Annotated in this window: 23 protein-coding genes; 8 read left to right on the forward strand and 15 right to left on the reverse strand. The window is 61.7% G+C overall.

What is annotated here, in order from left to right:
* The 8 genes from BLU76_RS00005 to BLU76_RS00040 all read right to left on the reverse strand — a co-directional run.
* Positions 1-233 (reverse strand): DUF4372 domain-containing protein (locus BLU76_RS00005; protein ID WP_139211573.1); only part of this gene is annotated, 233 nt, incomplete at its 3' end.
* A 207-nt stretch (positions 234-440) separates the two neighbouring features.
* Entirely contained in the window at positions 441-1,376 is a 936-nt protein-coding gene (locus BLU76_RS00010; RefSeq protein ID WP_092220941.1) for a response regulator, read from the reverse strand.
* Positions 1,377-1,543: 167 nt separating this feature from the next.
* On the reverse strand, positions 1,544-2,305 hold the full coding sequence (gene phoU, locus BLU76_RS00015) for a phosphate signaling complex protein PhoU (RefSeq protein ID WP_063323546.1): 762 nt from the start codon (positions 2,303-2,305) through the stop codon (positions 1,544-1,546).
* Positions 2,306-2,417: 112 nt separating this feature from the next.
* On the reverse strand, positions 2,418-3,251 hold the full coding sequence (gene pstB / locus BLU76_RS00020) for a phosphate ABC transporter ATP-binding protein PstB (protein ID WP_063323547.1): 834 nt from the start codon (positions 3,249-3,251) through the stop codon (positions 2,418-2,420).
* A 93-nt stretch (positions 3,252-3,344) separates the two neighbouring features.
* A complete protein-coding gene (pstA, locus tag BLU76_RS00025; RefSeq protein ID WP_063323548.1) occupies positions 3,345-5,015 on the reverse strand; it encodes a phosphate ABC transporter permease PstA in 1,671 nt (556 codons plus the stop codon).
* A gap of 15 nt (positions 5,016-5,030) precedes the next feature.
* Positions 5,031-7,064, reverse strand: coding sequence for an ABC transporter permease subunit (locus tag BLU76_RS00030; protein WP_170862108.1), 2,034 nt, complete (start codon positions 7,062-7,064; stop codon positions 5,031-5,033).
* A gap of 405 nt (positions 7,065-7,469) precedes the next feature.
* Positions 7,470-8,468, reverse strand: a complete 999-nt coding sequence (locus tag BLU76_RS00035; RefSeq protein WP_063323550.1) for a phosphate ABC transporter substrate-binding protein PstS family protein — start codon at positions 8,466-8,468, stop codon at positions 7,470-7,472.
* A gap of 269 nt (positions 8,469-8,737) precedes the next feature.
* The gene (locus tag BLU76_RS00040; RefSeq protein WP_092150652.1) at positions 8,738-10,036 is read right to left on the reverse strand and encodes an MFS transporter; all 1,299 of its coding nucleotides are present in this window, start codon (positions 10,034-10,036) and stop codon (positions 8,738-8,740) included.
* Between the two features lie 378 nt (positions 10,037-10,414).
* Between BLU76_RS00040 and BLU76_RS00045 the strand changes: the two genes are divergently transcribed.
* Both BLU76_RS00045 and BLU76_RS00050 read left to right on the forward strand, forming a co-directional pair.
* Entirely contained in the window at positions 10,415-10,819 is a 405-nt protein-coding gene (locus BLU76_RS00045; RefSeq protein ID WP_003177184.1) for an acyl-CoA thioesterase, read from the forward strand.
* Positions 10,820-10,877: 58 nt separating this feature from the next.
* On the forward strand, positions 10,878-11,777 hold the full coding sequence (locus tag BLU76_RS00050) for a D-hexose-6-phosphate mutarotase (protein ID WP_092150649.1): 900 nt from the start codon (positions 10,878-10,880) through the stop codon (positions 11,775-11,777).
* A 71-nt stretch (positions 11,778-11,848) separates the two neighbouring features.
* On the opposite strand, the gene BLU76_RS00055 is transcribed toward BLU76_RS00050, so the two are convergent.
* From BLU76_RS00055 to BLU76_RS00075, 5 genes are all read right to left on the reverse strand, one after another.
* On the reverse strand, positions 11,849-12,385 hold the full coding sequence (locus BLU76_RS00055; RefSeq protein WP_092220946.1) for a DUF3299 domain-containing protein: 537 nt from the start codon (positions 12,383-12,385) through the stop codon (positions 11,849-11,851).
* 89 nt (positions 12,386-12,474) lie between these two features.
* The gene (locus BLU76_RS00060; RefSeq protein ID WP_003196372.1) at positions 12,475-12,720 is read right to left on the reverse strand and encodes a GlsB/YeaQ/YmgE family stress response membrane protein; all 246 of its coding nucleotides are present in this window, start codon (positions 12,718-12,720) and stop codon (positions 12,475-12,477) included.
* Positions 12,721-12,822: 102 nt separating this feature from the next.
* Positions 12,823-13,908, reverse strand: a complete 1,086-nt coding sequence (locus BLU76_RS00065) for a 5-(carboxyamino)imidazole ribonucleotide synthase (RefSeq protein ID WP_063323554.1) — start codon at positions 13,906-13,908, stop codon at positions 12,823-12,825.
* 12 nt (positions 13,909-13,920) lie between these two features.
* Positions 13,921-14,412 (reverse strand): 5-(carboxyamino)imidazole ribonucleotide mutase, encoded by a 492-nt coding sequence (gene purE / locus BLU76_RS00070; RefSeq protein WP_003196369.1) that lies wholly within the window; start codon positions 14,410-14,412, stop codon positions 13,921-13,923.
* A 526-nt stretch (positions 14,413-14,938) separates the two neighbouring features.
* Positions 14,939-15,856, reverse strand: coding sequence for a LysR substrate-binding domain-containing protein (locus BLU76_RS00075; protein ID WP_072347566.1), 918 nt, complete (start codon positions 15,854-15,856; stop codon positions 14,939-14,941).
* Positions 15,857-16,035: 179 nt separating this feature from the next.
* Here BLU76_RS00075 and aspA point away from each other — a divergent pair, with 179 nt between their 5' ends.
* From aspA to BLU76_RS00095, 4 genes are all read left to right on the forward strand, one after another.
* The gene (aspA, locus tag BLU76_RS00080) at positions 16,036-17,460 is read left to right on the forward strand and encodes an aspartate ammonia-lyase (RefSeq protein ID WP_003196363.1); all 1,425 of its coding nucleotides are present in this window, start codon (positions 16,036-16,038) and stop codon (positions 17,458-17,460) included.
* Between the two features lie 488 nt (positions 17,461-17,948).
* Positions 17,949-19,400: an alanine/glycine:cation symporter family protein gene (locus BLU76_RS00085; protein WP_063323556.1), complete on the forward strand. Its 1,452-nt coding sequence runs from the start codon at positions 17,949-17,951 to the stop codon at positions 19,398-19,400.
* A 135-nt stretch (positions 19,401-19,535) separates the two neighbouring features.
* Positions 19,536-20,540 carry an asparaginase gene (locus BLU76_RS00090; protein WP_092220949.1) on the forward strand — a complete coding sequence of 335 codons (1,005 nt, stop codon included), beginning with the start codon at positions 19,536-19,538 and terminating at the stop codon, positions 20,538-20,540.
* A gap of 187 nt (positions 20,541-20,727) precedes the next feature.
* Positions 20,728-21,720 (forward strand): AraC family transcriptional regulator, encoded by a 993-nt coding sequence (locus BLU76_RS00095; RefSeq protein WP_092220952.1) that lies wholly within the window; start codon positions 20,728-20,730, stop codon positions 21,718-21,720.
* 202 nt (positions 21,721-21,922) lie between these two features.
* Here the strand turns inward: BLU76_RS00095 and BLU76_RS00100 are convergent, their stop codons facing one another.
* Both BLU76_RS00100 and BLU76_RS00105 read right to left on the reverse strand, forming a co-directional pair.
* On the reverse strand, positions 21,923-22,573 hold the full coding sequence (locus tag BLU76_RS00100) for an HAD family hydrolase (protein ID WP_092220955.1): 651 nt from the start codon (positions 22,571-22,573) through the stop codon (positions 21,923-21,925).
* 88 nt (positions 22,574-22,661) lie between these two features.
* Positions 22,662-23,207, reverse strand: coding sequence for a gamma carbonic anhydrase family protein (locus BLU76_RS00105; RefSeq protein WP_092148759.1), 546 nt, complete (start codon positions 23,205-23,207; stop codon positions 22,662-22,664).
* A 72-nt stretch (positions 23,208-23,279) separates the two neighbouring features.
* On the opposite strand from BLU76_RS00105, the gene prlC reads away from it, so the two are divergent.
* Entirely contained in the window at positions 23,280-25,358 is a 2,079-nt protein-coding gene (gene prlC, locus BLU76_RS00110) for an oligopeptidase A (protein ID WP_170862086.1), read from the forward strand.
* On the forward strand, positions 25,355-25,633 hold the full coding sequence (locus tag BLU76_RS00115; protein ID WP_018600854.1) for a YheV family putative zinc ribbon protein: 279 nt from the start codon (positions 25,355-25,357) through the stop codon (positions 25,631-25,633). Before prlC ends, BLU76_RS00115 begins: the two co-directional genes overlap by 4 nt.
* Positions 25,634-25,696: the final 63 nt, after the last annotated feature.

Consider the following 25,696-nt stretch of genomic DNA (forward strand, 5'->3'; position numbering starts at 1 on the left):
ACCATGTTCTTGGCGTTTAGGTGATAACGATGGGGTTCCAGCGACTGTGAAGCTGTCGCCAACGTGCGCAAGCTTTTAGCTTGGACAAGCTGACCGTAAATCAGCGTGATAAGTAGATCCCAGGAAGTGAACTGCTTAGCGTAACGATCAGCACCACAGCGTTTGACGGCTGCCTTGAAGAGCTGATGAGGAAGGGCCTGGAGCATTTGTGCAAATCGCGTGCTGCTGAACATGGGCGAAAATCGAGTCTGAAAAACCTGATTATTGCTTAAGACGCAGGCACAGCAAGGGGGAGCAAGCTCCCCCTTCAGTTTTTACCGGACACTAGTGACGCTCTGCGTGGGAATGCAGCCCGGGACGCTCAGCGTCCCCTCAAGCGCCGAACGCAGAGCGTCCGTAGAGGCATCCCACGCGGAGCATGGGAACGATCGGCGGCTGTATCAGGCGCCCGGTACGAAGTGCTTCTGCGCGGTGCCGCGGGCGATCAGGCGGGAGATGTAGTCGAGTTTCTGCGGGTCTTTGTCGACGAAGCGGAACGTCAACTGCAGCCATTCGCTATCGGGCGTCTGTTCATGGGCGACAATGGCGTGCAGGTAGCCGTTGAGACGAGCGGTTTCAGCGTTGTCGCCCTGCTCCATGTCCAGCACCGCACCTTCGAGGACTTGCGGCAGGGAGTCGGAGCGCTTGACCACCAGCAGCGCTTCCTTGAGGCTCAGGGCCTTGATCACGCATTGCTGGGTACCGCTGGACAGGCGCAACTGGCCTTGGCCGCGGTTGGCCGACGAAGCGGTGGCGGCGGCCGGCGCCTTGACCGGCGGGCTGTTTAGCAAGCCACGCGCCGGAGCGGCTGCAGCAGGGGCGGCGGGGGCGGCGGGGGCGGCGGGGGCGGCCACAGCGGCAACCGGAGCCTTGCCGCCCGTCAGGGCGCTTAAGGAGTCATTGCCGAACGCCGAGTTCATCTTGGTCGGGGCACTGTTCATCAGCGTGTCGAGCTTGCCGACCTTATGCAGGGCCTGCTTGACCTTGGTCAGTAGCTGCTCGTTGGTGAACGGCTTGCTGACGTAGCCGGAAACGCCGGCCTGGATGGCTTGGACCACGTTTTCCTTGTCGCCGCGGCTGGTGACCATCACGAACGGCATGCCCTTGAGGTTGTCCTGCTGGCGACACCAGGTCAGCAGTTCCAGCCCGGACATTTCCGGCATTTCCCAATCGCACAACACCAGGTCGAACGCTTCGCGAGCCAGCAGGGCTTGGGCTTTCTTGCCGTTCACCGCGTCTTCGATGCGCACGCCCGGGAAGTAGTTGCGCAGGCACTTCTTCACCAGGTCACGAATGAACGAAGCATCGTCCACGACCAACACACTGACCTTACTCATCCAGATACACCTCTAAAAAATCCCGGCAAGCATACCGCTTTTACTGATGGCACATCGCCAAAAACCTTCAGTCACGCCGGGACCTTTCGTTCGCGGGGTGCTGCTTTCGATAAAAAAAAACCCAAAAAAAAGCCCGACCAGAAGGCCGGGCACTTTTCCTGGCAATCTTACTTATCGTCAGCTCCGTCCGGAACATTAGCAGTTTCGGACGGGGTGCCCTCAACTTCTTCCTTCATGCGCTTGAGCCCCAGATGCCGGACATCGGTGCCGCGCACCAGGTAGATGACAAGTTCCGAGATGTTGCGCGCATGATCGCCGATGCGCTCCAGAGAACGTAGCACCCAGATGATGCTCAATACCCGGGAGATGGAGCGCGGGTCTTCCATCATGTAAGTCGCCAGCTCCCGCAGGGCGGTCTTGTACTCGCGGTCGATGATCTTGTCGTACTGGGCCACCGACAACGCCAGGTCGGCGTCGAAGCGGGCAAAGGCGTCCAGTGCATCGCGGACCATGTTGCGCACCTGGTCGCCAATATGGCGCACCTCGACGTAACCGCGCGGCGCTTCGCCTTCTTCGCACAACTGGATGGCTCGACGGGCAATCTTGGTGGCTTCGTCGCCGATCCGCTCCAGGTCGATCACCGACTTGGAAATGCTGATGATCAAGCGCAGGTCGGAAGCCGCCGGCTGACGACGGGCGAGGATGCGCAGGCACTCCTCGTCGATGTTGCGCTCCATCTGGTTGATCTGGTCGTCGATCTCGCGCACTTGCTGGGCCAGGCCCGAATCGGCCTCGATCAGCGCGGTCACCGCGTCGTTGACCTGCTTTTCCACCAGCCCGCCCATGGCCAGCAGGTGGCTGCGCACCTCCTCCAGCTCGGCGTTGAACTGTGCGGAAATGTGATGGGTGAGGCCTTCCTTCGAAATCATGGTTTTGCTCCGCAAAAGCTGTGAGCTGCAAGCTACAAGCTGCAAGCTGATGTGTGTCGTTACGCTAAACTGCTTTTACTTGCCGCTTGAAGCTTGCGGCTCGCAGCTGCCGCTAGCCATAGCGGCCCGTAATGTAGTCCTCGGTCTGCTTCTTGGCCGGATTGGTGAACAACGTATCGGTGTCGCCGAACTCCACCAGTTTGCCCATGTACATGAACGCGGTGTAATCGGAAACCCGCGCCGCCTGTTGCATGTTGTGGGTCACGATGACGATGGTGAACTTGGACTTGAGCTCGTAGATCAGTTCTTCGACTTTCAGCGTCGAGATCGGGTCCAGGGCCGAGCAGGGTTCGTCGAGCAGCAGCACTTCCGGCTCCACGGCGATGGTGCGGGCGATCACCAGGCGCTGCTGTTGACCGCCGGACAGGCCCAGGGCCGACTCATGCAGGCGGTCCTTGACCTCATCCCACAACGCCGCGCCCTTGAGGGCCCATTCCACGGCTTCGTCGAGGATGCGCTTCTTGTTGATGCCTTGGATGCGCAAGCCGTAGACCACGTTCTCGTAAATGGTTTTCGGGAACGGGTTCGGCTTCTGGAACACCATGCCCACGCGACGACGCAGCTCGGCCACATCTTCGCCCTTGCGGTAGATGTTGTTGCCGTAGAGGTTGATTTCCCCTTCGACGCGGCAGCCATCCACCAGGTCGTTCATGCGATTGAACGTGCGCAGCAAGGTTGACTTGCCGCAGCCCGATGGACCGATGAACGCGGTGACGCGCTGCTTCGGGATATTCAGGCTGACGTCGTACAGTGCCTGCTTCTGGCCGTAGAACAGGTTCAGGCCGGGCACTTCGATGGCGACGGTTTCTTCGGCCAGGTTCAGGCTCTGCTTGTCGCGGCCCAGGGCCGACATGTTGATGCCGTGTGTATGTGCTTCGTGTTGCATGGTCTCACTCCGTTCGTAGCTGCAAGCTTCTAGCTGCAAGCTGCAAGTTTGAGCAAAAGCGGCCTGTAGCTTGCCGCTTGTGGCTAATGACTTTTAGCTATCCAACGCTTTGTATTTCTCGCGCAGGTGGTTACGGATCCACACTGCCGACAGGTTGAGCGTGGCGATCACCAGCACCAGCAGCAGCGCCGTGGCGTACACCAGCGGTCGCGCCGCTTCGACGTTCGGGCTCTGGAAGCCCACGTCATAGATATGGAAGCCCAGGTGCATGATCTTCTGGTCCAGGTGCAGATACGGGTAGTTGCCGTCCAGCGGCAGCGACGGGGCCAGTTTCACCACGCCTACCAGCATCAACGGTGCCACTTCACCGGCAGCACGGGCCACGGCGAGGATCATCCCGGTCATCATCGCCGGGCTCGCCATGGGCAGGACAATTTTCCACAGGGTCTCGGCCTTGGTCGCACCAAGGGCCAGGGAGCCTTCGCGCACGGTACGCGGGATCCGCGCCAGGCCTTCCTCGGTGGCCACGATCACCACCGGCACCGCCAGCAGCGCCAGAGTCAGGGACGCCCAGAGCAGGCCCGGGGTGCCGAAGGTCGGCGCCGGCAAGGCCTCGGGGAAGAACAAGCGGTCGACCGAACCACCCAGCACGTAGACGAAGAAGCCCAGGCCAAACACACCGTAGACGATGGCCGGAACGCCGGCCAGGTTGTTCACCGCGATGCGGATCAGGCGGGTCATCGGGCCTTGGCGGGCGTATTCACGCAGGTAGACCGCCGCCAGCACGCCGAACGGCGTCACGATCATCGCCATGATCAGGGTCATCATCACAGTGCCGAAAATCGCCGGGAAGATGCCACCTTCGGTGTTGGCTTCACGCGGGTCGTCGCTGAGGAATTCCCAGACCTTGCTGACGTAGAAACCCATCTTGGTGAACGTGCCCATGCCGTTTGGCTGGTAGGCGTGCACCACTTTGCCGATTTCGATTTCCACTTCCTTGCCGTTGGCATCGCGGGCGGTCAGGCTGTCGCGATTGAACTGTGCATGCAGGTCGGCCAGGCGCGCTTCGATGTCCTTGTAGCGGGCATTGAGCTCGGCGCGCTCGCTTTCCAGGTCCGCCTGGGCAGAAGCGTCGAGCTTGCCGTCCAGCTCCAGTTTGCGACCGTGCAGACGGATGCGTTCCAGGCCGGCGTTGATTGCACCGATGTCGACTTTTTCCAGGGTCTTGAGCTCGGAGGCCAACTGGTTGACGCGCTCTACGCGAGCCTGCAGTTGCGGCCAGGCGGCCTCGCCTTCGGCGATGACCTTGCCGTTTTCCTTGACGTTGACCAGGTAGCCGTAGAAGTTGCCCCACTCACGACGCTCGATGGCCATCAGCTCCGGCGGCGTAGTCTGGTTGGTCAGCCAGTCGCCGACGATCCAGGTGAAGTCGGTGCCGTTCAGATCCCGGTTGCCCACCTTGATCAGTTCGCGGGTCATGAACTCGGGGCCTTCGTCCGGCACCGGCAGGCCAGCGCTTTTCAGGCGCTCACGAGGCACTTCTTCCTTCTGCACGACTTCGCCGACCACCAGGTGCGCAGGCATGCCCGGCACGTTGTAGCTGGCGTGGACCAGGTCCGCCGGCCAGAAGTGGCCCAGGCCGCGCACGGCGATCACCGCCAGCAGGCCAATGGTCATGATGACCGCGATGGACACCGCGCCACCGCTGATCCAGACGCCGGGGGCGCCGCTCTTGAACCATCCTTTCAGGGAGTTCTGTTTCACAGACTTCTACCTTTCTTAAAGCGACGAATATTTCTTGCGCAGACGCTGACGGATCAGCTCGGCGAGGGTGTTCATGACGAAGGTGAACAACAGCAGCACCAGGGCCGACAGGAACAGCACGCGATAATGGCTGCCGCCGACTTCCGACTCAGGCATCTCCACCGCCACGTTGGCCGCCAGGGTGCGCAGGCCTTCGAACAGGTTCATTTCCATGACCGGCGTGTTACCGGTGGCCATCAGCACGATCATGGTCTCGCCCACCGCACGGCCCATGCCGATCATCAGCGCCGAGAAGATGCCGGGGCTGGCGGTGAGGATCACCACGCGGGTCATGGTCTGCCACGGCGTGGCACCGAGGGCCAGGGAGCCCAGAGTCAGGCCACGCGGCACGCTGAACACGGCGTCTTCGGCGATGGAATAGATGTTCGGGATCACCGCGAAGCCCATCGCCAGGCCGACCACCAGGGCGTTGCGCTGGTCGTAGGTGATGCCCAGGTCATGGGAGATCCACATGCGCATGTCGCCGCCGAAGAACCACGCTTCCATGTACGGGCTCATGTACAGCGAGAGCCAGCCCACGAACAGGATCACCGGGATCAGCAGGGCGCTTTCCCAGCCGTCCGGCACTCTCAGGCGAATGGATTCCGGCAGCCGGCTGAAGACGAAACCGGCGACCAGGATGCCAATTGGCAGCAACATCAGCAGGCTGAAAATACCCGGCAGGTGCCCTTCGACGTACGGCGCCAGGAACAGGCCGGCGAAGAACCCGAGGATCACCGTCGGCATCGCTTCCATCAGCTCGATCACCGGCTTGACCTTGCGGCGCATGCCCGGGGCCATGAAGTAGGCGGTGTAGATCGCGGCGGCAATGGCCAGCGGCGCAGCCAGCAACATCGCGTAGAACGCCGCTTTCAGGGTGCCGAAGGTCAGCGGCGAAAGGCTCATCTTGGGTTCGAAGTCGGTGTTGGCGGCGGTCGATTGCCAGACGTACTTGGGTTCGTCGTAGTTTTCGTACCAGACCTTGCTCCACAACGCGCTCCACGACACTTCCGGGTGCGGATTGTCCAGCGTCAACGGTTGCAGCTTGCCGCCCTGTTCAACGATCAGGCGGTTGGCCCGTGGCGACATGCCGAACAGGCCCTGGCCGTCGACCACCTGGTCCACCAGCAGAGTACGGTGGGCGGTGCTGTGGAACACGCCAAGCTTGCCGGCGGCGTCGAGCGCAACAAAGCCTTTGCGACGTTCTTCGGCGCTGATCTCGACGATGGGCGTGCTGCCCATCTGGAAGGTACGAATCTGTTTGAAGCGCAACTCGCCGTCCGGATCGCGGGCCATGAACCACTGGGCCAGGCCGCCCTTGGAGTCGCCGATGATCAGCGAGATCCCGCCCACCAGCTGGGTGGCGGCGGTGACTTGGGCGTCGGCGTTCTCGAGCAGCTTGTAGCGGCCATTGAGGCTCTTGTCCCGCAGGCTGAACACGTCGGCCTGGGCACGTCCGTTAACCACATACAGCCATTGCTGACGCGGGTCGACGAAGATGTTCTTCACCGGCTCGGTCATCTGCGGCAGGTCGATGCGGGTCTGCTCGCTGGTGACCTCACCGGTCATCATGTTTTCTTCGCTGGTGAGCGACAGCACTTGCAGTTGGGCACCGCTGGAACCGGCCAGCAGCAGGGTCGAGTCGGTGGCGTTGAGGCTGACATGTTCCAGGGCCGCGCCCTGTTCGTTCAATGCAATCGGCGTCTCGCCGTAAGGGTATTCGACGGCAGGCGAGATGGTTTTCTTGCCGTCCGGGTAGCTGACCTTATAGGTGTGACGAAATACCAGGGCTTGGCCGTTGGACAGACCGATTGCCACCAGCGGGCTGCCGGGCTGGTCTTCGCCAATGGCAGTCACGCTGGCGCCGGCCGGAATCGGCAGGTCGATGCGGCGCAGTTCGGCGCCACTGCTGATGTCGAAGAACAGCGCCTGGCCCTTGTCGGAAACCCGCATGGCGACTTGGTTCTGTTCTTCGATGGAGATCATCAAGGGTTTGCCGGCGTCTTGCATCCAGGCCGGGGTGATCGTGTCCTTGGCGGTCAGGTCCGCGCCCTGGAACAAGGGCAGCACCACGTAGGCCAGGAAGAAGAAGATCAACGTAATGGCAGCCAGGACAGCGAGGCCACCGACCAGCACGTACCAGCGGGTCAGGCGATCCTTGAGCGCGCGAATACGGCGCTTGCGTTGCAGCTCAGGCGTATTGAAGTCAATGCGCTTGGGAGGGGAAGTCGTAGTCATTGTGGAGTTGGCCAGATCATTCATGCGCACACCCTAGCGATCCTGTATGACAGAAAGATGACAATGCAGTGACGCAACAAATCCGCCGCCGGCAGAAAGCGGCAGCGGACAGGAATTTGGGTTGTGGGAGCAACCTTCACTCCCACAGGAGTCCGGGCGTTGGCCCGGGCTCAGGTATTACTTCTTGGCGACGCTGCCGCCTTCCGACAGACCCAGGTCAGCCAGTGCCTTGGCGGCCACTTTGGCTGGCAACGGGATGTAGCCGTCCTTGACCACGACTTCCTGGCCTTGCTTGGACAGGATCAGCTTCACGAACTCGGCTTCCAGCGGGGCCAGAGGCTTGTTCGGTGCCTTGTTGACGTAAACGTAGAGGAAGCGCGACAGCGGGTACTTGCCGTTCAGGGCGTTTTCCTCGGTGTCTTCGATGAACTCGCCGCCTTCTTTCTTGGCCAGGGCAACAGTTTTCACGCTGGCGGTCTTGTAGCCGATACCCGAGTAGCCAACGCCGTTGAGCGAGCTGCTGATCGACTGTACAACCGAGGCCGAGCCAGGCTGTTCATTGACGTTGGACTTGTAGTCACCTTTGCACAGGGCTTCTTCTTTGAAGTAGCCGTAGGTGCCGGATACCGAGTTACGACCGAACAACTGGACTGGCTTGTTGGCCAGGTCACCGGTCACGCCCAGGTCGCCCCAGGTCTTGACGTCGGCCTTGGCGCCGCACAGACGAGTAGAGGAGAAAATCGCATCAACCTGAGCCATGGTCAGGCCTTTGATCGGGTTGTCCTTGTGTACGAATACCGCCAAGGCGTCCACGGCAACCGGGATGGCGGTAGGCTTGTAACCGTATTTGGTTTCGAAAGCCTGCAGCTCGTTGTCCTTCATCTTGCGGCTCATCGGGCCCAGGTTGGAGGTGCCTTCGGTGAGCGCGGGTGGCGCGGTGGAAGAACCGGCGGCCTGAATCTGGATGTTTACGTTCGGGTATTCCTTCTTGTAGTTCTCGGCCCACAAGGTCATCAGGTTGGCCAGGGTATCGGAGCCGACGCTGGACAGGTTGCCCGATACACCAGTGGTCTTGGTGTAGCTCGGGATCGCAGGATCAACAGCGGCAACCGCGTTGGCAGTCGCAACGCCAGCAGCGACAAAAGTCATTGCCGCCATCAAACGCTTCAGTTTCATGCCTTACTCCTAGCAGATAGGGTGTGTTAAGTCGGCCAAGTATCGGTAAGCCGTGTGAACACTCTATGGCTGAAATATGACAATTGGATGAAAGGCCAGTATCGAGTTTTACAAGATGTTGTGGCGAGGGGATTTATCCCCGTTGGGGTGCGAAGCGGCCCTCAAGCCAGCGCCTCGGTGCTTCAGGCTGATTGCATCCAGCCATGAGGGGCTGCTACGCAGCCCAACGGGGATAAATCCCCTCGCCACAGAAGCCTGTTCAGTGCCATCTAGCGCCCTTTCTTCCAAAGGTAGCCGCCTACCACGATCCCGATCCCACAGATGGCCGCCACGTAATACGCCGGCCCCATCGGGCTCTCTTTCAACAGCAGGGTCACGATCATCGGCGTCAATCCGCCGAAGATTGCATAGGCCAGGTTGTAGGAGAACGACAAGCCGCTGAAACGCACCACGGCCGGGAAAGCATTGACCATGACATAAGGCACCGCGCCGATGGTACCCACCAGCAAGCCACTCAAGGCATACAGCGGGAACAGCCATTCGGGGTGATCGAACAGGCAGTGGTAGAAGGTCCAGAATGTGATCAACAGCAAACCGCTACCGAAGACAAATACCCGACCGGCACCAAAACGATCGGCCAGCACACCCGCACCGATGCAACCGAAACTCAGGCACACGATCGCCAGGCTATTGGCCTGCAACGCGGTGGTCGGACTGAAGTGGTACACCGTCTGCAGCACGGTCGGTGTCATCAGGATCACCACAATGACGCCGGCCGACAATAGCCAGGTCAACAGCATGGAAATGGCGATGGCGCCGCGGTGATCACGCAGCACGGCCCGCAGCGGCACTTCCTCGGCCAGGGCCTTGCGCAGTTGCAGCTCGGCGAACACCGGGGTTTCGTGCAACCAGCGGCGCAGATACACCGAAAACAGCCCGAATACGCCACCCAGCAAGAACGGGATCCGCCAGGCGTAATCGGCCACTTCCACCGGTGTATAAAGGCTGTTGATCGCCGTGGCGACCAGCGAACCCAACAAAATCCCCGCCGTCAGGCCGCAGGTCAGCGTGCCGCAGGCATAGCCGATGTGGCGCACCGGAACGTGTTCGGAAACGAAGACCCAGGCGCCTGGCACTTCCCCGCCGATGGCCGCGCCCTGGATCACCCGCATCAGCAACAGCAGGATGGGCGCCCACATGCCGATCTGTGCATAAGTGGGCAGCAGGCCCATGATCAGGGTCGGCACGGCCATCATGAAAATGCTCAGGGTGAACATCTTCTTGCGCCCCAGCAGATCGCCAAAGTGGGCCATGACGATCCCGCCTAGCGGCCGGGCCAGGTAACCGGCGGCAAAAATGCCGAACGTCTGCATCAAGCGCAGCCACTCAGGCATTTCGGCAGGGAAGAACAATTTGCCGACCACGGTGGCAAAGAACACGAAAATGATGAAATCGTAGAACTCCAGCGCACCACCCAAGGCAGAAAGCGACAGGGTCTTGTAATCGTTGCGGGTCAATGGACGCGCGGGTTGTGCGGGCGTCGCCGTGCTCGAAGGCGCAGTGGTCATGGCAAGGGCTTCTCTTATAGTCGGTTCTGCAACCCTGGCAATACGGGTTGGGGGGCCTGGGCAGGTCCGGCACGATAGCAAATTGTTCGAAAAAGCACATAGAGGTGCGTATTTGATAGTCAAAATCAGAACCGAGTGGTCGTCTCGACGTCTATCGCCCGATATACTCGCAACCTTGCAGTACTCTGTAAGGGGTTGCTGTGCGAAAACGTCGTTGGTGGCGTAGTACCAGAACCAGCCGGTTTCGCAGAGTTTCCCTTTGGCACGCCTTTACGAAAAACGTGACGAACGCAGTATGTTCGGGCTGAATCGTTTTTTACAAAGACGGCTATTCACCTGAAGTACAAGACAGCGTTACGGGTCAGAGGCACCCCCTGCATGATAGAGCTCGAACAAGAAGATCCAATCCCGCAAGGCGACCTGGCCCTGCAAATCACCGCGCTCCCTCGCGAGACCAACGGCTTCGGCGATATTTTCGGCGGCTGGCTGGTGTCCCAGATGGACCTGGCCGGCACCGCCATGGCCAGCAAGGTAGCCGGCGGACGCGTGGCCACCGTGGCGATCGATCGCATGGCGTTCCTCGTACCGGTGGCAGTGGGGGCGCAGCTTTCCTTTTATACCCAGGCGCTGGAAATCGGCCGCAGCTCGATCCAGATGATGGTCGAGGTCTGGAGCGACGACCCGTTGTCCAGTGAATGGCGCAAGGTGACCGAGGCGGTGTTTGTCTTCGTCGCCATCGACGGCAGTGGTCGGACCCGTTCGGTTCCGCCGCGCGCCCGTTAAACACGGCGGCCGTTTTGCGGTCCATTGCAGTTCCTGTTCCCCGAGCGAGATTTGCAACATGCCTACGCCCAACGTCGAAGCCGTCAAACTGGATGAACTGAACGCCTGGCGCATCCGCCACGGTCAGGCCGAGTTGCTGGTGGCCCAACAAGGCGCGCATATCCTCAGCTATCAAGTGGACGGCCAGCCGCCGCTGATCTGGCTCAACGACGAGGCCACGTTCAAGGCCGGCAAGAGCATTCGCGCGGGCGTGCCGGTGTGCTGGCCGTGGTTCGGCAACCTGACGCGCAACCCCGACAGCGTACAGGCCATGCGCGTGACCAACGACCCGGCCACGGCCCACGGCCTGGTACGGGCGATGGATTGGGAATTGAAGGGCATCGAAGCCGAAGGCGAAAGCCTCAAGGTGGAATTCGTGCTGCCCTACCCCGAAAACGGCCTCTCGGGCTGGCCTCACCAGGTGGACCTGACGCTGACCATCGTGATGGACGAGCAACTGCACATCCGCCTCACCAGTCATAACCGTGGCAGCGAAACAGTCAGCCTCAGTCAGGCGCTGCACAGCTACTTCGCCGTGAGCGACGTGCGCAACGTGCAGGTCGAAGGGGTCGATGGCCTGAGCTACATCGAGACCCTGGACGACTGGAAAACCGTCACCCAGGCCGGCAACCTGCACTTTGCTGGCGAGACCGACCGCATCTATCTCGATACCCCACCAAAGCTGAGCATCATCGACCCGCAGTGGGAACGCCGGATCGAGCTGGCCAGCAGCGGTTCGCGCTCGGCGGTGATCTGGAACCCCTGGACCGAACGCGCCAAGGCCTTCAGCGACATGGCCGACGACGGCTGGCAGCACATGCTATGCATCGAGACGGCGAACGTGATGGACGATGTGGTGACGCTGTTGCCCGACGCCAGCCATACCCTTGGCGTGAGCATCTGCGGCAAGCCGCTCTAAACCACACCACAAAAACCAATGTGGGAGCTTGCTCGCTCCCACATTGGATCTTGGTCGCGCCAACCAGCCGGTTACAAATCCGCCTCCTGCACCACCCTCACCTTCTCCGCATCCAGCGCATACGCCGCGCTGGCCAGGTCGTTGTCGACCTTTTCGATCTTCAGCGTGCCGGTCACCCACAACGGCGTATAGATGTCATCCAGCTTCAGGCCCTTGGGGTAGCGCACCAGCACCAGTTGATTCGGCGGTGGTGGCGGGACGTGAATGCAAGCGCCGGGGTAAGGCACCAGGAAAAACAGCGTGCTACGGCCCTTGGCGTCGGTTTCCAATGGCACGGGGTAACCGCCGATACGAATGTGCTTGTCGTTCATCGACGCCACGGTCTTGGTCGAATACATCACCGCCGGCAAGCCTTTACTTTGCTTCAGGCCACCTTTTTCGGTGAAGGTGCCGCTGGCTTCGGGGGAGTCGTGGTCGATCTCGGGCATGGCCTCGAGGGCTTTCTGGTCCGACTTGGGCATCAGTTCGAGCCAGTCGGTTTCCGGCAGCTCGGCAGCATGGGCCAGGCCACTGCCCAGTAGAAGAAGGGACAACACTAGACGGCGCATGAAAGGGCTCGGCAATGAGTGGAAAGTGAAACGCCGAGCATTCTAGCCCCCTCTGCGCGCCAGGCAGAGAGGGCTTTATCGCATTTGAATCAGTTTCTTTTGATCAGGCCGTAGATCACCAGCAGCACCACCGCGCCCACCAGGGCACCGATGAAGCCAGCGCCTTGGCCAGCCTGGTAGATGCCCAAGGCCTGGCCGCCGTAAGTGGCTGCCAACGAACCGCCAATACCGAGCAGAATGGTCATGATCCAGCCCATGCTGTCATCGCCCGGTTTCAGGAACCGCGCCAGCAGGCCAACGATCAAGCCGATAAAGATGGTTCCGATGATTCCCATGGCATTGCCCTCTGATTGGATAGCTATGCCAAAGCCCGATCAGGCTTTGGCACTTAGCCATGAGAGAGGTTAGCCGACGAATGGTTCCACCGATGGCGCGGATTATTGCTCGGCGATCAGCGTCTCGACCTTGATGATCTGCTGGGCCAGCGTCGCCCGGTCCGCGCAACGCAGGTTGGCGTGACCGACCTTGCGCCCGGCCTTGAATGCCTTGCCATAGTGATGCAAATGGCAGTCAGCGATCGACAGGACTTTCTCGCTGTCCGGCACTTTGCCGATGAAGTTGAGCATCGCGCTCTCACCGACCTTGGCGGTCGACCCCAGTGGCAGCCCGGCCACCGCCCGCAGGTGGTTTTCGAACTGACTGCACTCGGCGCCTTCGGTGGTCCAGTGCCCGGAGTTGTGTACCCGAGGGGCGATTTCGTTGGCCTTGAGGCCGCCATCCACTTCAAAGAACTCGAATGCCATCACGCCGACATAATCGAGCTGCTTGAGCACCCGACTGGAATAGTCCTCGGCCAGGGCCTGCAACGGATGGTCGGTGCTGGCGACGGACAGCTTGAGGATGCCGTCCTTGTGAGTGTTGTGCACCAGCGGATAGAAACGGATCTCACCGTCACGGGCACGCACGGCGATCAGCGAGACTTCCCCGGTGAACGGCACGAAGCCTTCCAGCAGACAGGCCACGCTGCCGAGTTCGGCGAACGTACCGACCACGTCTTCAGGCTTGCGCAGGACTTTCTGACCCTTGCCGTCGTAACCCAGGGTACGGGTCTTGAGCACGGCGGGCAGGCCGATGGCAGCGACGGCGGCGTCCAGGTCGGCCTGGGACTGAATGTCGGCAAAAGCCGGCGTGGGGATGCCCAGGTCCTTGAACATGTTCTTTTCGAACCAGCGGTCACGGGCGATCCGCAAGGCCTCGGCGCTCGGGTAGACCGGGACGAACTGGGACAGGAAGGCCACGGTCTCGGCCGGGACGCTTTCGAACTCGAAGGTCACCAGGTCGACTTCATCGGCCAGTTGGCGCAGGTGATCCTGGTCGCCGTAGTCGGCCCGCAGGTGCTCACCCAACGCGCTAGCACAGGCGTCCGGCGCCGGGTCCAGGAAAGCGAAGTTCATTCCCAGCGGCGTACCTGCCAGGGCCAACATGCGACCCAACTGGCCGCCACCGATTACACCGATCTTCATTCGTCAACAACCTCAGGCAATGCGTGGGTCTGGATTGTCCAGGACGCTGTCTGTCTGCTCAGCGCGGAATTTTTTCAGCACGGTATGAAACTGTGGATGCTTGGCGCCCAAAATGCTCGCCGACAGCAGGGCCGCGTTGATCGCACCAGCCTTGCCGATGGCCAGGGTCGCGACCGGGATGCCGGCTGGCATCTGCACGATCGACAGCAACGAATCGACGCCCGAAAGCATCGAAGACTGGACCGGCACGCCCAGCACCGGCAGGTGGGTCTTGGCCGCACACATGCCTGGCAAATGGGCGGCGCCACCGGCACCGGCGATGATCACCTCGATGCCACGCGCCTCGGCCTCTTCGGCGTACTGGAACAGCAGGTCCGGGGTACGGTGGGCGGAGACCACTTTCACCTCGTAAGGGATGCCGAGCTTTTCCAGCATATCGGCGGTGTGGCTAAGGGTGGACCAATCGGACTTGGAGCCCATGATCACGCCAACCAGTGCACTCATCGTCGTGCCTCTTCTCTCTGGGCGCCCGCAGGCGCGTCAAAAAACAACAAGCCACGCAGGAAACCGGCGTGGCTTGTTGTACGAATTATGGCCGGGCGAACCGACCGAAGGCCGGGCAGTATACCGAAAATGGTGCGTTAAACGCACTTTCGCCGACCATCTGTCATTTGCGGTGAAGGGGCGGTTTTATTGACTCTCAGGTCAGCAGAGCAACAACACAAATCCCCTGTGGGAGCGAGCAAGCCCACAGTTTGTTTTGGGTGTTCTCAAGAGTTGCATACGCCACAGATCCCTTGTGGCGAAGGAGCTTGCTCCCGCTGGCGTGCGAAGCAGGCCCCGGCGGTCCTTCAGGCCGACCGTATCAGCCGGTTCTGCGACTGCTGCGCAGCCGAGCGGGAGCAAGCTCCCTCGCCACAGGGTAGTTGTCTGGCTTGATTGCGCTGTTGGTTACGGTGGCAAGGGTGGACCCAAGTGCTGTTGAGTTGAGGTAGCCTCAAGCCCGCACCACAGGGGATCCGCGTTGTCTTCAGGATCCGGCCACACCCTGCGCCACGCCACCTTCGAGCTTGCGCCACAACAACCGCACATTGGCCTTGCGCACCAGGGCGCAGCGGTACAGGCGGATCTCCAGCGGCACGTGCCATTGTGTCCCACCGCAGATCACCAGTTCGCCCCGGGCCAGTTCGGCGCGTACGCTCAGGTGCGGCACCCAGGCGATGCCCAGGCCTTCCAGGGCCATGCTTTTGAGGCTGTCGGCCATGGCCGTCTCGTAGATGGTGGTGAACCGCAACGCCCGCTGGCGCAACAACTGGTTGACCGAGCGCCCGAGGAAGGCCCCGGCGCTGTAGGCCAGCAGCGGCACGCTGGCCTCGCCTTCAAGGTCGAACAGCGGCTTGCCATCGGCACCGGCGGCGCACACCGGCAGCATCTCGGTTTGGCCCAGGTGCAGCGACGGGAAGATTTCCGGGTCCATTTGCATGGCCGAATCCGGATCGTAGAAGGCCAGCATCAGGTCGCAGCCCCCTTCACGCAAGGCATGGACGGCATCGCCGACGTTGGTCGCCACCAGCCGCGTGGCGATGTTCATCCCTTCGTTGCGCAGTTGGGCGATCCAACGCGGGAAGAAGCCCAGCGCCAGGGAGTGGGCGGCGGCCACTTGTATGACTTCGCCCTGCCCGCCCTCCAGGTGATGCAAATGGCGCAACACTTCACCCAGTTGCTCGACCACCGTACGCGCCGTCACCAGGAACAACTGCCCCGCCGCCGTCAGCTCGACGGGCGTGCGCGAACGGTTGACCAGGGTCAGCCCCAGCGCCGCCTCGAGGCTGCGGATTCGCCGGCTGAAGGCCGGTTGCGTGACGAAACGCCGCTCGGCCGCTTGGGAGAAACTGCGAGTAGCGGCCAGGGCACTGAAGTCCTCAAGCCATTTGCTTTCAAGATTCATCACGCCTCCCTTAAACGCACCAAAACAGGTCACACGTTCGTCGCACCGCCGACGTCACACCGACATTATGCCGAATATGCATAGGCCAGTGCTTAACAGCATTGGCCCTATTTTTTTCGAGAGCCTAGGATTCGCAGCGTTCCGGCTCAGACCGGGTCCTTATCGAGATGATTTCCATCATGTCCTCCGCTGCATCATTCCGCACAGAAAAAGACCTGCTTGGCGTACTCGAAGTACCAGCGCAAGCGTATTACGGCATCCAGACCCTGCGAGCGGTAAACAACTTCCGTCTCTCTGGCGTCCCGATCTCGCATTACCCTAAGCTGGTGGTCGGCCTGGCCATGGTCAAACAGGCCGCCGCTGACGCCAACCGTGAACTGGGCCAGCTCAGCGAAGCCAAGCACGCAGCCATCAGTGAAGCCTGTGCACGATTGATCCGCGGCGATTTCCACGAAGAATTCGTGGTGGACATGATCCAGGGCGGCGCCGGCACGTCGACCAATATGAATGCCAACGAAGTCATCGCCAACATCGCACTGGAGGCCATGGGCCACCAGAAAGGCGAGTACCAGTACCTGCACCCCAACAACGACGTGAACATGGCGCAGTCCACCAACGACGCCTACCCGACCGCGATCCGCCTGGGTCTGCTGCTGGGCCACGACGCGTTGCTGGCCAGCCTCGACAGCCTGATCCAGGCGTTCGCGGCCAAAGGTGAAGAATTCAGCCACGTCCTGAAAATGGGCCGCACCCAGCTGCAAGACGCCGTGCCGATGACCCTCGGCCAGGAATTCCGCGCCTTCGCCACCACCCTGAGCGAAGACCTGGCACGCCTGAAAACCCTGGCGCCTGAACTGCTCACCGAAGTGAACCTGGGCGGCACCGCCATCGGCACCGGCATCAACGCCGACCCGCGCTACCAGGCCCTGGCCGTGCAGCGCCTGGCAACCATCAGCGGCCAGCCGCTGGTTCCGGCTGCCGACCTGATCGAAGCAACTTCCGACATGGGCGCCTTCGTGCTGTTCTCCGGCATGCTCAAGCGCACCGCGGTGAAGCTGTCGAAGATCTGCAACGACCTGCGCCTGCTGTCCAGCGGCCCGCGCACCGGCATCAACGAAATCAACCTGCCGGCCCGCCAGCCAGGCAGCTCGATCATGCCCGGCAAGGTCAACCCGGTGATCCCGGAAGCGGTCAACCAGGTGGCATTCCAGATCATCGGCAACGACCTGGCCCTGACCATCGCGGCCGAAGGCGGCCAACTGCAACTGAACGTGATGGAGCCGCTGATCGCCTTCAAGATCTTCGACTCGATCCGCCTGCTGCAACGGGCCATGGACATGCTGCGCGAGCACTGCATCGTCGGCATCACCGCCAACGAAGCGCGCTGCCGTGAACTGGTCGAGCATTCGATCGGCCTGGTCACCGCCCTGAACCCGTACATCGGCTATGAAAACGCCACCCGCATCGCCCGTGTTGCCCTGGAAAGTGGCCGCGGCGTGCTGGAACTGGTGCGCGAAGAAGGCTTGCTCGACGACGCCATGCTCGACGACATCCTGCGCCCGGAAAACATGATTGCTCCGCGTCTGGTCCCGCTCAAAGCGTGATCGACACGACCACCGCTCACCAGGTCGAGGGACTAGACACCTCTCACCTTTTGAGGGCTTGGGGATCTTCCCCAAGCCCTTTTTTTAATTGATAGCAGCAAAGGATGACTGAACCTGTGGGAAGGAACCTACTCGCGATAAACGACGACGCGCTGCCCGTTGTAAACCGCGTCGCCAGCCAACGCGAGCAGGCTCGTTCCCACAAGAACCTGACCGAAAGGCCAGGTGTTTCAAAGGGTTCGTTTCGTCGGACGCACCACAACTGTGCAGACGGGCACCGCACTGATAGGTATAGTGCCGCCCCTCTTCGCATGAGCGGTCGTCTGCAGCGAGATCCTTAAACATGCGAAAACCGAACTAATAACAAACCCGCGAAAATGGACCGGGACGAAACATCGCCTCACCTGTTGTGCCGCGCGCCGACCGATGTAACGCGATATTTCCAAATGGCCAGCATTTGCTTAAACAAAAAACAGCGAGGAATACTCATGCTTGAAGTCATCAACGACTTCCTCTCAGGGAAAGTGCTGATCGTGCTCATTGTCGGGCTCGGAAGCTACTTCACGATCCGCTCGCGTTTCGTCCAGTTCCGTCATTTCTTTCACATGTTCACGGTGTTCCGTGACAGCCTGAAAAGCAGCACTGACCAGCTCAGTTCCTTCCAGGCCCTGATGCTCAGCCTGGCCGGTCGTGTCGGCGCGGGCAACATCGCCGGTGTCGGTATCGCCGTGACCCTCGGCGGTCCTGGTGCGGTGTTCTGGATGTGGGTGACCGCGCTGGTCGGCATGTCCAGCAGCTTCTTCGAATGCTCCCTCGGCCAGCTCTACAAGCGCTGCGACTCCGAAGGCCAGTTCCGCGGCGGCCCGTCCTATTACATCCAGCACGGCCTGCAGAAGCGCTGGTTGGGCATGATCATGGCGTTCCTGCTGCTGGTTACCTTCGGCTTCGCCTTCAACGGCCTGCAAGCCCATGCCGTCACCCACTCGCTGAACAACGCCTTCGGCTTCGACACCACCTACACCGGCCTGGGCCTGGCGGTGCTGCTGGGCCTGGTGTTCATTGGCGGGATCAAGCGTATCGCCAAGGTCGCCGACCTGCTGGTACCGGTCAAGACCCTGGCGTACATCGCCGTGACCATCTACGTGATCGTGCTGCAATTCGACCACGTACCGGCCATGCTGGCGACCATCGTCAAGAGCGCCTTCGGCCTGGACCAGGCCTTTGGCGGCCTGATCGGCAGTGCCATCGTCATGGGCGTCAAGCGTGGCGTGTTCGCCAACGAAGCCGGCCTGGGCAGTGCGCCTAACGTCGCTGCTGTCGCGTCGGTCGAACACCCGGTTGCCCAGGGTGTGGTACAAGCGTTCAGCGTGTTCCTGGACACCTTCGTGATCTGCACCTGCACCGCGCTGCTGATCCTGCTGTCGGGCTTCTACACCCCAGGTTTCGAAGGCGATGGCATTGCCCTGACCCAGAACTCCCTGGCGGCCGTCGTGGGTGACTGGGGCCGGATGTTCATCTCTGTAGCCCTGGCGCTGTTCGTCTTCACCTCGATCCTCTACAACTACTATCTGGGCGAGAACAACCTGCGCTTCATGCTGGGTGAAAACCGCAAGGCCCTGATCGCCTACCGCGCACTGGTCCTGGTCCTGATTTTCTGGGGCGCCATCGAAAACCTCAGCACCGTGTTCGCCTTCGCCGACATCACCATGACCCTGCTGGCGTTCGTGAACCTGATCGCGCTGTTCCTGCTGTTCAAGGTCGGCATGCGCATCCTGCGTGACTACGATGACCAGCGTTCGGCCGGCATCAAGACTCCTGTGTTCGATTCCAGCAAGTTCCCGGACCTGGATCTGGACCGCAAGGCTTGGCCTGCCAGCCCCTCGGCGCCGGTTGCCAAACCTGACGCCGCTGTTGCTGGCGCGACCGCAGCGCAACGCTGATCGGTAAAAGCTGTTTGTAAAAACCGGACGCATCCCCTGCGTCCGGCGTGACACAGCCTAAGGTCGGCGTCATGCTCGACCTTATGTTGTGGCAGCTAACCCACGCTGCCGTTTTCGTCCTCGGAGAACAACCCCATGAATGGCTCGACCTACCCTGCCGCCCAGCACGTCATGGTGCTCTACACCGGCGGCACCATCGGCATGCAAGCCAGCGCCCACGGCCTGGCCCCGGCATCCGGTTTCGAAGCGCGGATGCGCGATTACCTGCACAGCCAACCTGAACTCGTCGTCCCGCAATGGCGCTTCCGGGAAATGTCGCCGCTGATCGATAGCGCCAACATGACACCGGCCTACTGGCAGCAACTGCGCGAAGCGGTGGTCGATGCCGTGGATGTGCAGGGCTGCGACAGCGTACTGATCCTGCATGGCACCGACACCCTGGCCTACAGCGCCGCGGCGATGAGTTTCCAACTGCTGGGCCTGCATGCGCGGGTCTGCTTCACCGGCTCCATGCTGCCTGCCGGCGTGACCGACAGTGACGCCTGGGAAAACCTCAGCGGTGCGCTGGTCGCTCTCGGCCAAGGCCTGGCGCCGGGTGTGCATCTGTACTTCCATGGTGAACTGCTGGCGCCAACCCGTTGCGCGAAAGTGCGCAGCTTTGGTCGTCACCCGTTCAAGCACCTCGAACGCCAGGGCGGCGGCCTCAAAGCCTCCTCGCTGCCGGCGCAGCTGAATTACAACCAGCCCAAGCAACTGGCGAACATCGCGGCGCTACCGCTGTTTCCCGGCATCAGCGCCGAGATCCTGGACGGCCTGCTGGGCAGCGGCATCCAGGGCCTGGTGCTGGAATGCTACGGCAGCGGCACCGGGCCGAGCGACAACCCGGCCTTCCTCGCCAGCCTCGAGCGGGCGCGGGACAGCGGTGTGGTCATCATGGCGGTGACCCAATGCCATGAAGGGGGCGTCGAGCTGGACGTTTACGAGGCTGGCAGTCGCTTGCGTGGCGTTGGCGTACTGTCCGGCGGCGGCATGACCCGTGAAGCCGCGTTCGGCAAGTTGCAGGCATTGATTGGCGCCGGTCTGCCCGTGGAAGAGGTGCGACGGTTGGTTGAGCTGGACCTGTGTGGCGAACTCGCCTGACCCAGGCTGCGCATTAACCTGTGGCGAGGGAGCTTGCTCCCGCTGGAGCGCGAAGCGCTCCCAATGATCAGCGGTCGCTGCGCGCCCGAGCGGGAGCAAGCTCCCTCGCCACAACTGCAGTGTCATAGCACAAAGCGTCCGGCACATAACTTGCTCCGTTTCCAGCTTCCCCAGGCTGGAAACGGACATGCTTCATTCCCACCTCACCACCCTCAACGCCGTCTCACTGGTACTGAGCACCTTTAAAAGCGAAGGCTTGCCCAGTGATGCCTTGCTGGCCGGCAGCGGCATCAGCGCGGCGGACCTGAGCCGGGCCGATACGCGCATCACCACCAACCAGGAGATGCAGGTCTGCGCCAACGCCGTGGCCCTCAAGCGCGACATCGGCCTGGAGCTGGGCCTGCGCATGCACGTTTCGTCGTACGGCATGCTCGGCTATGCGCTGCTGACCAGTGCCACCTTAGGTGACGCCTTGCGCCTGGCACTGCGCTATCCGGCGCTATTGGGAACACTCTTCGAACTGAACCTGGACGATGACGGCCAGTACGTCTGGTTCAGCGCCAGCGATTATCGGGAGAATCCGGCCCTGGCGGTGTTCAATGCCGAGTTCTGCATGGTTTCGCTGAGGGTCATCTGTAACGACCTCCTTGGTCATGCACTGCCCTTGCGTGCGGCACGCTTCGAACATCCGGCGCCCGATTACCAGGCGCGCTACGCCGAGCTCTTCATGTGCCCGGTGCGCTTCGACAGCGTCGATAACGCGTTCGCCTTCGAGCGTCACTGGCTCGACCAACCCTTGCCCCTGGCCGACTCCGTCACCCATCACGCCATGGCCGAACGTTGCCGCCGGCAGAACACCGAATTCACCGGACGCCAGGCCTGGCTGGGACGGATCCGCCAGTTGCTCGACGCCCAACTGAACGCCGCCCCCGGGCTGGAAGGCCTGGCCGAACAAATGAACTGCTCGGCACGCACCTTGCGACGCCACCTCAAGGACCTGGGCAGCAGCTACCAGGAACTGCTGGACGAACTGCGCTTCGAACGGGCCAAGCAGATGCTCTGCGAGGATCAATTGCCGATCTATCGAATCGCCGAACGACTGGGCTTCAGCGAAACCGCCAGCTTCCGCCACGCCTTCGTGCGCTGGAGCGGCGTGGCGCCCAGCCAGTTCAGGCCTTGAACCGTTGCTTTCCAATACTTGGGGGGACCGGGATATGGCTAGTACCTGTGGCGAGGGAGCTTGCTCCCGCTGGACGGCGAAGCCGTCCCAAAGATGGTCAGCGCAGTCCCACGGACAAACCGCATCAGCCGAATTACGACGGCTGCGCCGCCGAGCGGGAGCAAGCTCCCTCGCCACAGATGGTGTGCGCCTTGAGGCCCCGTCAGCGCCGCAAAAACGCCTGATGCAACGCATCCACCGTATCGAAGTGATACGCCGGGCCCTCGGCGCTAAGTTCTGCATGGCTGCCAAACCCATACCCCACCGCCGCTGCATCCAGGCCATTGCTGCGGGCGCCGATCAGGTCGTGTTTGCGGTCGCCGATCATCAGGGTGCTGGCCGGGTCGAGGCCTTCTTCGGCCAGCAGGTGGGCGATCAGCTCGATTTTGTCGGTGCGGGTGCCGTCCAGTTCACTGCCGTAGATCACCTTGAAGTGCCGGGCGAAGTCGAAGTGGCGGGCGATTTCCCGGGCGAAGACCCAGGGTTTGGAGGTGGCGATGTACAACTGGCGCCCTTGGTCGCCCAGGGTTTCCAGCAGTGGCATCACGCCGTCGAAAACGCGATTTTCGTATAGGCCAGTGACCTTGAAGCGCTCGCGATAGAAATTCACCGCCTCCCAGGCCTTCGCTTCGTCGAAGTCGTAAAACTGCATGAAGGCCTGCAACAGCGGTGGGCCGATGAAATGCTCGAGGCGGCTCAGGTCGGGCTCGTCGATGCCCAGCTTGCTCAAGGCGAACTGGATCGAACGGGTGATGCCTTCGCGGGGGTCGGTGAGGGTGCCGTCAAGGTCGAAGAGTACAGTCTGGTAATGCATTGCAGTTCCTGGGAGTAATGGGGCTGCTGCGCAGCCCAGCGGGAGCAAGCTCCCTCGCCACGATGAATAGAGGTGACAGGCGAACCCGTCAGGCCTGGTCGTAGCCTTCAGCCAGATGCAGGTCCTTGAGCTTCACGTAGTTCGCCGCACTGTAGGTGAAGAACGCGCGCTCCTTGTCCGTCAGCGGCCTGGCCTGCTTCACTGGGCTGCCCACATATAAAAAGCCGCTTTCCAGACGTTTGCCCGGCGGCACCAGGCTGCCAGCACCGATGATCACATCATCTTCGACCACCGCGCCGTCCATGACGATGCTGCCCATGCCGATCAGGATCCGGCTGCCCACGGAGCAGCCATGGAGCATGACTTTGTGGGCGATGGTCACGTCGTCGCCGATCAGCAATGGGAAGCCCTCGGGATTGAACGGCCCGGCATGGGTGATGTGCAGCACGCAACCATCCTGGACGCTGGTACGCGCACCGATACGGATGCGATGCATGTCGCCGCGAATGACCGTCAGCGGCCAGACGGAACTGTCTTCGCCGATTTCGACGTCGCCGATCACCACCGCGGTGCTGTCGACAAAAGCGCCACGGGCTAACTGCGGGCTGTGATTCTGGTACGTGCGAAGGGTCACGATAGGCTCTCTCTTTGTTACTGATAGGTGCTGCTAGCTGCGGTGAACGTCGATTGTAATTAAGATGGGCCCATGTTTCTTCCAGCCAAGGTGTCAACCGTGAGCGTGAACAACCCTCTTTTGCAATCCTATGACCTGCCGCCATTCTCGGCGATCCGTGCCGAGCACGTGCAACCGGCCATCGAGCAGATCCTGGCTGACAACCGTGCCGCCATCGCTGAAATTCTCAAGACCCAGGGCAGCCAGCCTACCTGGGCCGGCCTGGTATTGGCGATGGACGAACTCAATGATCGCCTGGGCGCCGCCTGGAGCCCGGTCAGTCATTTGAACGCCGTGCGCAACAGCCCGGAACTGCGCGAAGCCTACGAGGCCTGCCTGCCGGCACTGAGTGCCTACTCCACCGAGCTGGGCCAGAACCGCGAGCTGTTCCAGGCCTTCGAAGCCCTGGCGAGCAGCCCTGAAGCCGCAGGTTTCGACGTGGCGCAGAAAACCATCCTGGAACATTCCCTGCGTGACTTCCGCCTGTCGGGTATCGACCTGCCACCGGAGCAGCAGAAGCGTTACGCCGAGGTGCAGAGCAAACTGTCCGAGCTGGGCAGCCGCTTCTCCAATCAACTGCTGGACGCGACCCAGGCCTGGACCAAGCACGTCACTGACGAAGCCGCCCTCGCTGGCCTGACCGATTCGGCCAAGGCGCAAATGGCCGCCGCTGCCCAGGCCAAGGAGCTGGACGGCTGGCTGATCAACCTGGAATTCCCCAGCTACTACGCAGTGATGACCTACGCCGAAGACCGCGCCCTGCGCGAAGAAGTCTACGCCGCCTACTGCACCCGCGCCTCCGACCAGGGCCCGAACGCCGGCCAGAACGACAACGGCCCGGTGATGGAACAGATCCTCGACCTGCGTCAGGAACTGGCCCAATTGCTCGGTTTCGCCAACTTCGCCGAGTTGAGCCTGGCGACCAAGATGGCCGAGTCCAGCGACCAGGTCCTCAGTTTCCTGCGTGACCTGGCCAAGCGCAGCAAGCCGTTCGCGGCCCTGGACCTGGAACAGCTCAAGGCCTTCGCCGCCGAACAGGGCTGCCCCGACCTGCAAAGCTGGGACAGCGGCTTCTACGGTGAAAAACTGCGCCAGCAGCGTTACAGCGTGGCCCAGGAAGCCCTGCGCGCCTACTTCCCGATCGACAAGGTCCTGAGCGGCCTGTTCGCCATCGTCCAGCGTCTGTACGGCATCGAGATCGCCGAACTGAAAGGCTTCGACAGCTGGCACCCGGACGTGCGCCTGTTCGAAATCAAGGAGAACGGCCAGCACGTCGGCCGCTTCTTCTTCGACCTCTACGCCCGCGCCAACAAGCGTGGCGGTGCCTGGATGGATGGCGCCCGCGACCGTCGCCGTACGATCGATGGCGTCCTGCAAAGCCCGGTCGCCAACCTGGTGTGCAACTTCACCCCGGCCGACAGCGGCAAGCCGGCGCTGCTGACCCACGACGAAGTCACCACGCTGTTCCACGAGTTCGGCCATGGCCTGCACCACCTGCTGACCCGCGTCGAACATGCCGGCGTGTCCGGCATCAACGGCGTGGCCTGGGATGCCGTGGAGCTGCCGAGCCAGTTCATGGAAAACTGGTGCTGGGAACCCGAAGGCCTGGCGCTGATTTCCGGCCACTACGAAACCGGCGAACCGTTGCCCCAGGACCTGCTGGAGAAAATGCTCGCGGCGAAAAACTTCCAGTCCGGCCTGATGATGGTTCGCCAACTGGAGTTCTCGCTGTTCGACTTCGAGCTGCACGCCACTCACGGTGACGGCCGCAGCGTGGCGCAAGTGCTCGAAGGCGTGCGCGACGAGGTGTCGGTCATGCGTCCTCCGGCCTACAACCGTTTCCCCAACAGCTTCGCCCACATCTTCGCTGGCGGTTACGCAGCGGGCTATTACAGCTACAAGTGGGCGGAAGTGCTATCAGCCGATGCATTCTCCAAGTTCGAAGAGGACGGCGTGCTCAATGCCGACACCGGTCGCGCCTTCCGCGAGGCGATCCTGGCCCGTGGCGGTTCCCAGGAGCCGATGGTGCTGTTCGTCGACTTCCGTGGCCGTGAGCCGTCGATTGACGCACTCTTGCGCCACAGCGGCCTGACCGAGGACGCGGCAGCATGAGTGAGGGACCTGTGATTACCAAACGACGCTTCATCGCCGGGGCGGTCTGCCCGGCCTGCAGCGAGCCGGACAAATTGATGATGTGGAACGAAGACGGCGTACCGCACCGTGAATGTGTGGCCTGCGGTTATTCCGACACACTCAACGAGCAAGGCCTGTCGGTGCCCAAGGAGTTGGGCACCCGCGTGAACACGTCGGCGCTTAAAGCGCCGGACGCCAAGGTCCAGGCGGTGCAGTTTTTCCCCAACCCCAAGTTGAAGAAAAAAACCGACTGACATCTGCGGCATCACCTTCCGGGCCGCCCGGCCCGGAAGCGGTACATATATACCGCAGGGCTA

The sequence above is a fragment of the Pseudomonas sp. NFACC08-1 genome, assembly GCF_900106735.1.
Lineage (GTDB): Bacteria > Pseudomonadota > Gammaproteobacteria > Pseudomonadales > Pseudomonadaceae > Aquipseudomonas > Aquipseudomonas fluorescens_Q.

What these genes read in the sequence shown, in the direction of transcription:
- aspA (WP_003196363.1), top strand. Translation starts at nt 16,036, where the DNA reads ATGTCCTCCGCTGCATCATTCCGCACAGAAAAAGACCTGCTTGGCGTA.
- prlC (WP_170862086.1), top strand. Translation starts at nt 23,280, where the DNA reads ATGTTTCTTCCAGCCAAGGTGTCAACCGTGAGCGTGAACAACCCTCTT.
- BLU76_RS00090 (WP_092220949.1), top strand. Translation starts at nt 19,536, where the DNA reads ATGAATGGCTCGACCTACCCTGCCGCCCAGCACGTCATGGTGCTCTAC.
- BLU76_RS00010 (WP_092220941.1), bottom strand. Translation starts at nt 1,376, where the DNA reads ATGAGTAAGGTCAGTGTGTTGGTCGTGGACGATGCTTCGTTCATTCGT.
- BLU76_RS00085 (WP_063323556.1), top strand. Translation starts at nt 17,949, where the DNA reads ATGCTTGAAGTCATCAACGACTTCCTCTCAGGGAAAGTGCTGATCGTG.
- pstB (WP_063323547.1), bottom strand. Translation starts at nt 3,251, where the DNA reads ATGCAACACGAAGCACATACACACGGCATCAACATGTCGGCCCTGGGC.
- BLU76_RS00040 (WP_092150652.1), bottom strand. Translation starts at nt 10,036, where the DNA reads ATGACCACTGCGCCTTCGAGCACGGCGACGCCCGCACAACCCGCGCGT.
- BLU76_RS00075 (WP_072347566.1), bottom strand. Translation starts at nt 15,856, where the DNA reads ATGAATCTTGAAAGCAAATGGCTTGAGGACTTCAGTGCCCTGGCCGCT.
- BLU76_RS00095 (WP_092220952.1), top strand. Translation starts at nt 20,728, where the DNA reads ATGCTTCATTCCCACCTCACCACCCTCAACGCCGTCTCACTGGTACTG.
- BLU76_RS00115 (WP_018600854.1), top strand. Translation starts at nt 25,355, where the DNA reads ATGAGTGAGGGACCTGTGATTACCAAACGACGCTTCATCGCCGGGGCG.
- BLU76_RS00045 (WP_003177184.1), top strand. Translation starts at nt 10,415, where the DNA reads ATGATAGAGCTCGAACAAGAAGATCCAATCCCGCAAGGCGACCTGGCC.
- BLU76_RS00055 (WP_092220946.1), bottom strand. Translation starts at nt 12,385, where the DNA reads ATGCGCCGTCTAGTGTTGTCCCTTCTTCTACTGGGCAGTGGCCTGGCC.
- BLU76_RS00030 (WP_170862108.1), bottom strand. Translation starts at nt 7,064, where the DNA reads ATGCAAGACGCCGGCAAACCCTTGATGATCTCCATCGAAGAACAGAAC.
- purE (WP_003196369.1), bottom strand. Translation starts at nt 14,412, where the DNA reads ATGAGTGCACTGGTTGGCGTGATCATGGGCTCCAAGTCCGATTGGTCC.
- BLU76_RS00035 (WP_063323550.1), bottom strand. Translation starts at nt 8,468, where the DNA reads ATGAAACTGAAGCGTTTGATGGCGGCAATGACTTTTGTCGCTGCTGGC.
- BLU76_RS00100 (WP_092220955.1), bottom strand. Translation starts at nt 22,573, where the DNA reads ATGCATTACCAGACTGTACTCTTCGACCTTGACGGCACCCTCACCGAC.
- BLU76_RS00065 (WP_063323554.1), bottom strand. Translation starts at nt 13,908, where the DNA reads ATGAAGATCGGTGTAATCGGTGGCGGCCAGTTGGGTCGCATGTTGGCC.
- phoU (WP_063323546.1), bottom strand. Translation starts at nt 2,305, where the DNA reads ATGATTTCGAAGGAAGGCCTCACCCATCACATTTCCGCACAGTTCAAC.
- BLU76_RS00060 (WP_003196372.1), bottom strand. Translation starts at nt 12,720, where the DNA reads ATGGGAATCATCGGAACCATCTTTATCGGCTTGATCGTTGGCCTGCTG.
- BLU76_RS00050 (WP_092150649.1), top strand. Translation starts at nt 10,878, where the DNA reads ATGCCTACGCCCAACGTCGAAGCCGTCAAACTGGATGAACTGAACGCC.